The organism is Pseudomonas sp. P5_A2_2, from assembly GCF_054177685.1.
On sequence record NZ_JBGCUL010000896.1, the window covers coordinates 1 to 1,808 of the forward strand.

Here is a 1,808-nt window from a genome sequence, read left to right on the forward strand (position 1 = left end):
ACGCTCGACAGCGCCGGCAATTGCAGCCAGGCACAGACCGCCGCCGATGCCGGTTGCAATCGCGCTGAAATCACCTCGGTGGACGGAATCCGCCCCTGGGCGCTGACCATCGCGTGAAAGTGGCTGCGCTGCATGAGGTTGTACGCCAGGCGCGGCGGCGAGACGAACCAGCCGCGCCGCTCCTCGCGGTAGATCTGCCCTTGTGACTCCAGCTGCAACAACGCCTCACGCAAAGTGATCCGCGTGGTGCCGAACAGTTCACTGAGCTTGCGTTCGGCCGGCAATTTGCTGCCAGGAGCCAACAGACCGTGGTCGATCTGTTCCTGGAGTACCTGGCCAATGGCTGTTACCGCTTTTGTTGCCTCTTCACGCATCAACGTTTCCTTTCTGGACTAGACCAGCACCAATTCAGGGCAGAACAGCAGCGCAAACCGGCTCATTCAATAGTCTGCAAGCGTAGGCAGTGCAGATGACCGAGGTGTGACAAAGGCGCCCAACGGTCGCCACTCCCGGCTTTCAAGAACCTGCAATTCATCGGCCAAGTCCCTTGCCAGCCTGGGCTTTGACCATGGTCTACGCTTAGCAGGCCACCCGCGACACCGCCGAACAAAAAGTCATCCCGGGCGACGAACGACATCAAAGTGTCATCCAGCCCCCTTAAATTGGCTCAGGTATTGCTGACCTAGACCAACACACACCGCAATCGCAGCGTTGAACACGACCCAAGGAGCTTCGGAATGAAACAGTTTTTCCTGGCATCACTGTTAGGCTCGACCATTGCAATGTGCACCGCCGCCATGGCGGCCGACACCGATCTGAAAACCCTGGAAGCCGCTGCGAAAGCGGAAGGCGCCGTCAACAGCGTCGGCATGCCCAATGACTGGGCCAACTGGGCCGGCACCTGGAAAGACCTGAGCGACAAATACGGCCTCAAGCACATCGACACCGACATGAGTTCGGCCCAGGAGATCGCCAAGTTCGCCGCGGAAAAAGACAACGCCAGCGCCGACATCGGCGACGTCGGTGCAGCGTTCGGCCCGATCGCGGTCAAGCAAGGCGTGGTGCAACCGTACAAGCCTTCGACCTGGGATCAGATTCCAGCCTGGGCCAAGGACAAGGACGGCAACTGGGCGCTGGCCTACACCGGCACCATCGCCTTCATCGTCAACAAAAAGCTGCTGCACGGTTCCGAAGTGCCGACCAAGTGGGCTGACCTCAAGACCGGCAAGTACAAGGTTTCCATTGGTGACGTAAGCACTGCTGCCCAGGCTGCGAACGGCGTTCTGGCCGCGGCACTGGCCAATGGTGGCGACGAGAAGAACCTGCAACCTGCGCTGTTGCTGTTCGCCGACATCGCCAAGCAGGGTCGCCTTTCGATGTCCAACCCGGTCATTGGTGCCATGGAAAAAGGCGAAATCGAAGTCGGCGTGGTCTGGGACTTCAACGGCCTGAGCTACAAGGCCAAGATGGCCAATCCGGATGATTACGTGGTGCTGATCCCGTCCGACGGTTCGGTGATTTCCGGTTACACCACCATCATCAACAAATATGCCAAGAACCCCAATGCCGCCAAGCTGACCCGCGAATACATCTTCAGCGACGCCGGCCAGATCAACCTGGCAAAAGGCAACGCCCGACCGATCCGTGCCGAGCACATCACGCTGCCAGAAGAAGTGAAAGCCAAGCTGCTGCCAAACGAGCAGTACAAAAAGGTCACGCCGATCAAGGACGCCGATGCATGGGAGAAGACTTCCAAGGCCCTTCCGCAGAAGTGGAATGAAGAAGTCATCGTCAATATGCAGTAACCC

At 58.8% G+C, this 1,808-nt stretch carries 2 protein-coding genes; one reads left to right on the forward strand and one right to left on the reverse strand.

The genetic code is table 11. The annotated features are described in order from the left end of the window. On the reverse strand, positions 1 to 374 hold a 374-nt coding region (locus ACXRVY_RS27040), incomplete at its 3' end, for a GntR family transcriptional regulator (RefSeq protein ID WP_458238736.1). A 363-nt stretch (positions 375 to 737) separates the two neighbouring features. Here ACXRVY_RS27040 and ACXRVY_RS27045 point away from each other — a divergent pair. Continuing rightward, complete coding sequence (locus tag ACXRVY_RS27045) at positions 738 to 1,805, forward strand: ABC transporter substrate-binding protein (RefSeq protein ID WP_223462170.1); 1,068 nt, start codon at positions 738 to 740, stop codon at positions 1,803 to 1,805. Positions 1,806 to 1,808 lie beyond the last annotated feature (3 nt).

What these genes read in the sequence shown, in the direction of transcription:
- ACXRVY_RS27045 (WP_223462170.1), top strand. Translation starts at nt 738, where the DNA reads ATGAAACAGTTTTTCCTGGCATCACTGTTAGGCTCGACCATTGCAATG.